The sequence below is a fragment of the Streptomyces sp. NPDC001056 genome (assembly GCF_053598955.1).
In genome coordinates this window covers 1-5057 of sequence record NZ_JBSFLI010000074.1, presented here as the reverse complement: position 1 = coordinate 5057, position 5057 = coordinate 1, and the positions used below count along the sequence as shown (strand labels likewise).

General features: G+C 70.0%; 3 protein-coding genes and 2 pseudogenes. All 5 read right to left on the bottom strand.

Going from position 1 to position 5057, the window contains the following annotated elements:
* Nucleotides 1–152, bottom strand: a pseudogene (locus ACWDD7_RS37305) (ATP-binding protein); the annotation flags it as partial.
* Complete coding sequence (locus ACWDD7_RS37300; protein ID WP_450460668.1) at nucleotides 133–702, bottom strand: DUF742 domain-containing protein; 570 nt, start codon at nucleotides 700–702, stop codon at nucleotides 133–135. The pseudogene ACWDD7_RS37305 and the gene ACWDD7_RS37300, both read right to left, overlap by 20 nt.
* Before the next feature lie 94 nt (nucleotides 703–796).
* Nucleotides 797–1210 carry a roadblock/LC7 domain-containing protein gene (locus ACWDD7_RS37295; protein ID WP_004983065.1) on the bottom strand — a complete coding sequence of 138 codons (414 nt, stop codon included), beginning with the start codon at nucleotides 1208–1210 and terminating at the stop codon, nucleotides 797–799.
* A gap of 10 nt (nucleotides 1211–1220) precedes the next feature.
* Nucleotides 1221–4421 carry a nitrate- and nitrite sensing domain-containing protein gene (locus ACWDD7_RS37290; protein ID WP_450460667.1) on the bottom strand — a complete coding sequence of 1067 codons (3201 nt, stop codon included), beginning with the start codon at nucleotides 4419–4421 and terminating at the stop codon, nucleotides 1221–1223.
* A gap of 390 nt (nucleotides 4422–4811) precedes the next feature.
* A pseudogene (locus tag ACWDD7_RS37285) lies at nucleotides 4812–5057 on the bottom strand (ATP-binding protein); the annotation flags it as partial.

Below are 5057 nucleotides of genomic sequence, written 5' to 3'. Positions count from 1 at the left end.
ATGACGGCCTCTGTGCGCAGCGGGTTGATCTCCGAGACGGCGCCGACGAACGTGGTCTTGCCCACGCCGAAGCCGCCCGCCACCACGATCTTCGCGGAGGTGGTGGAGCGACTCTGAGAAACCGGCCCTCCGCTAGAGCTTGCGAAGTCCACTGAGCACCCTTTCGAGCAGTGTCACGTCTGGCTGGCCACCGGCGTTCTCGTCGCCGCCGGGCTGATGGATGGCGACCAGGCCCGCCTCCGCCAAGTCGGCGACGAGGATCCTGGCCACGCCGAGGGGGATCGTCAGCAGGGCCGAGACCTCGGCCACCGACTTGATCTCCCGACAGAGATTGCAGATCCGCTGATGCTCGGGCAGTTGACCCTGCATCTGGTGCGGAGCAGCGGTGGTGTGCACCAGTGCCTCGATGGCGAGCTGGTAGCGCGGGCGGGTCCGGCCGCCGGTCATGGCGTACGGACGCACCAAGGGGTTGTTCGATGCGGCCGCGGGCGCCGGCTCGGGACGGCGCTGCGGCTGGACCGGCTGGATGCGCGGGGCCGGCGGCTGGTCGTACGGCGAGGGCCCGGGGCCCTGCGGGGCGTACGGCTGCCGGTGGTGGGGTGCGGAGGGGAAGTCGTACGGGTTCGCCGGGCCGTCGCCGTGGCCCTGGGTGGGCCCGTACGACCAGTTGCCGGAGGACGAACCTCCTGGGGGTGTTGCCACTTTCTCCTCCTCCGACCGCGTCGGGCACCCATCCGTGTGGAGCCGCGTCCCGAAACCTTAAGGCCCCGGGACGCGAATACGCACCGTCCGTTTACTAGTTGAGAAGGCTTCCCTGGAGCTCCGCGCGGAGATCCGGGGTGAGGACCGTGCCCGCGCGGTCCACCAGCAGGGCCATCTCGTACCCGATGAGGCCGATGTCCGCTTCCGGGTGGGCCAGGACCGCGAGGGACGATCCGTCCGAGATGGACATGATGAAGAGGAATCCCCGCTCCATCTCCACAACCGTCTGGTTCACGCTGCCGCCCTCGAAGATGCGCGAGGCACCGGCGGTCAGCGAGGTCAGACCGGAGGCGACGGCGGCGAGCTGGTCGGCGCGGTCACGGGGGAAGCCTTCGGACATCGCCAGAAGGAGTCCGTCGGCGGAGACCACCACCGTGTGGGACACCCCCGGGGTGTTGTCCACGAAGTTGGTGATCAACCAGTTCAGGTTCTGTGCCGCCTGGCTCATCGGGCTCACACTAACGCTCCTGGTTGTAGGTGCTGTCAGGACCGAGGCCCTGGCCGTTCGTTTCACTGCCTGCGCTGCGTCCGCGCTGGACGCCCCTGCGCAGGTTGCTCAGCCTGCCCCGGACGTCCTCCGGGGCGCGGGAGACCTGGGGGCCTCCCTGGGGGGTGGTTTCGGCACTGCCCTCGACCAGGTTGGCCTTGGGCACCCGCCGCGGCAGACCCGAGGCGGTGACCCCGCCTGCCTTCGGCTTCCGCAGCTGGGAAGCCTGCTGCCAGCGCTCGTCGTTCGCCGAACGCCAGTCGTCGTCACCGTCGCCGGGTGAACGCCAGTCGCCGTCACCGTTGTTCCCCGGTACGGAAGCGGGCGCCTCCTGCTGCGCGGGCTCCGCGTCGTCGGAACCGTTCGCCACGGAGCCCCGGCGGGGCAGCCCGGCGTCGGTCAGCGCGTGCCCGGCGGGAGAGGCCGCCGCGGGACTGTCGAAGCCTACGCGGTTCTGCTCGTTCGCGTCGGCCGGCGCGGATTCCGTTTCCGGAGCGTAATGGGCCGGGTAGCCGTTCTGGTAGCCGCCCTGCTGCTGCCAGTCGCCCTGGTAGGCGGGCTCCGCATAACCGGTCGCGGGGTAACCGCCGCCCGCCGGGTAGCCCTCGGCACCCGCCGGTTCACCGTTCTGGGGGTAGAACTGCCCGTCGTACGGCCGCTCGTAGGAGGCGGACGGCGTCTCCTGGTACGGCTCCTGGTACGCCGGCTCCTGGTACGCGGTCTCCTCGTACGGCTGCTGCGGCTGCTCGTGGTAGCCGGTGTCCTGGCCGTCGAAGAACGGTTCCGCGTAGGTCTCCGCGGTGTCGTGCTGCGGCTCGGCCGGCTGCTGCTGGCCGTGGGTCTGCGCCTCCAGGGCGGCGCGGCGCCCCTCGCGGAGCAGGGAGCGGCCGACCGGGTCCAGTTCGCGGATGTCGTCGGGGACCTCGGTGTACTGACTGTCGTCGAAGCCGAGTTCGGCGGCGGTGCGCAGCGGCTGCGCCTCCGGGTGCTCAACCTGGAACTGCTGCTCCGGGATGATCTGCGAGACCGTGAACTCCTCGCGCTCCAGCGAGGCGTCGCCGCCACCGCCGTGCGTGATCGCGTCCGGCAGCATGACCAGGGAGGTGGTGCCCGCCTGCTCGCCCGAGGGGCGCAGCTGGACCCGGATGCCGTGCCGGTCGGAGAGCCGGCCGACCACGAACAGGCCCATGCGCTGGGAGATCGCGGCGTCCACGGTCGGCGGGTTGGCCAGCTTGTGGTTGATGTCCGCGAAGTCCTCGGCGGTCAGGCCGATGCCCTTGTCGTGGATCTCGACCATGACGCGGCCGTCGGGCAGCCGGGTCGCGGTGACCTTGACCTTGGTCTGCGGCGAGGAGAACGTGGTGGCGTTCTCCAGCAGCTCGGCCAGCAGGTGCACGAGGTCGGTGACGGCGCGGCCGTGGATCTCGGCGTCCGGGACACCGGACAGCTCGATGCGCTCGTACTGCTCCACCTCGGAGGAGGCGGCGCGCAGCACGTCGACCAGCGGGACCGGCTGGTCCCAGCGGCGGCCCGGCTCCTCGCCGGCGAGGACCAGGAGGTTCTCGCCGTTGCGGCGCATACGGGTGGCCAGGTGGTCCAGCCTGAAGAGGTTCTCCAGCTGGTCCGGGTCGGCCTCGTTGTTCTCCAGGTCGGTGATCAGGGTCAACTGGCCCTCGATCAGCGACTGGTTGCGGCGCGAGAGGTTGGTGAAGATCGCGTTGATGTTGCCCCGCAGCAGGGCCTGCTCGGCGGCGAGCCGGACCGCCTCGCGGTGCACCTGGTCGAAGGCGCGGGCGACCTCGCCGATCTCGTCCTTGGTGTGGATCGGGATCGGGGGCACCCGGGTGTCGACCCGGCCCGGGTCGGTGCGGGACAACTGGTCGACCAGCATCGGCAGGCGCTGCTCGGCGATGCCGAAGGCGGCGTTGCGCAGCTGGCGCATCGAGCGGCTCATCTGGCGGGCGACCGCACCGGCCAGGAAGAAGGCGAGCAGCAGGGCGACGACCACGATGGTGCCGGTGATGATCGCCGAGGTGCGGGCGTCGTCGGCGATGCCGGACGCCTCCTTCACGGCGTTGTCGGCCAGGTCCGACTCGATCTTGCGGTACGCCTTGTACTTCAGCGTGTTGACCGCGAACCAGTTCTGGGCGTTGACCCCGTTCGCGGCGAGCTCGTCGCGGGTGGCCTGGCTGGTGTCCCTCATGGTGGCAAGCGCCGAGACCATGGCGTTCGGGCCGCTCGGCGGCGGCACGTAGTTCGGTTCGTTCTGCTTGGCCTGCGCGGCCTCGGCCTTGGCGTCCGCCAGGACCTTCCTCTGCGCGTCGGCCAGCACCTGCGAGTCCGCCGCGGTGCCACCGCCCTGGTACTCCTCGATCGCGATGCGCTCAAGGTAGGCGTACGAGGCGAGGGAGACCCGCTGGGTGGAGAGGTTCGGCGCGTCCGGGCCCGGCTTGACCAGCAGGTGCGTGCCGATGGAACGCTCCAGCGACAGCGCCGCCTTGGTCAGCGACATGGCGTAGACGGTACGGCCGTACGACGTGATGTTGCCCGTGCCCAGACCGAGTTCGTTGGCGAACTCCATCAGCGGGTGGGCGACCTCGACGTACTTTTCCTCGGTCTGCACGCCGGTGAGCTTGGAGGTGTAGGCGGTCTTGCGCAGTTCCTGGATCTCGGGCTCGGCCTTGCGGAACAGCTTCAGCCGGCGCTCCAGACCGGGCGTGTGCGGCATGCCCTTCGCCGCCTCGTCGAAGCCGGCGGCGGCCTCGTCGGTGGCCTTGCGCGCGTCCTCGATCGTCGCCTTGCTCTTGCTGTCCTTCTTGTTCAGAAGGAGCGGCTCGGCGGTGATGTCACGCTCGTTCTCCACCGCGTCCGCGTAGACCAGGGCGGCGCGCACCAGACGGGCGGTGCTCTCGGCGTCGCGGGCCTGCTGCCAGGTGTCGATGGAGCTGTTCACCTGGAAGCCGCCCATGATGAGACCGACCGCCGCGGGTATCAGCAGGATCGCGTTCAGTCTGGTGGGCACCCGCCAGTTGCGCGGGGAGAAACGGCCGCCGCTCGGCGCGGGAGTGTCCGCCGACTCCGCATCGGACACCGGGGCGGGCGCCGCGGCGCGCGGCGGCGGGGTGAAGTTGCCCCGCGCCGACGGCTCGGGACCGTTCTTGCTTCGCCTCACTCGACCAACAACCTCTCGGCGGTCGGCACCTACGTCGTGCCGCAGTCTCTCAGAGCCCGGTTCGCCAACGACGACGCAGTACGTCATCGACCATGGGGCAGTTCAGGCATTCCAGCACGTGGACCAGCGCACTTCCAAACAGTGGAAACCCTGTGCCGACTCGGCCGCCGACGGCAGATAAAACGGTCATAAAGAGCGAGCCCCGCCAAAAGGCGGGGCGATCGTGCGCGCAGCGGCATCGGGTGACCGCGTCGCGTGGTGGACTCCGGTGATTCCTCTGCCGAACTGTTATGAACACCGCGGCCCACCGTGTCAAAGGCCACAGTCGGCTCTGCCGGGCGCCGCGCGCACCCGTACGGCAACTGCCGTACGGGGCGTCGCACTTGGGCGTTACCGCAGCCGGGCCATCAACGCGTGCTCCACCAGCGTGATCAACGCGCTCTTGGCGTCGGCGCGGTGCCGGGCGTCGGTGGTGATGATCGGAGCGTCCGGGCCGATCTGCAGCGCCTCGCGCACCTCGTCCGGGGTGTAGGGCTGGTGACCGTCGAAGCCGTTGAGGGCGATGACGAACGGCAGGCCGCTGTTCTCGAAGTAGTCGACGGCGGGGAAGCAGTCGGCGAGCCTGCGGGTGTCGAC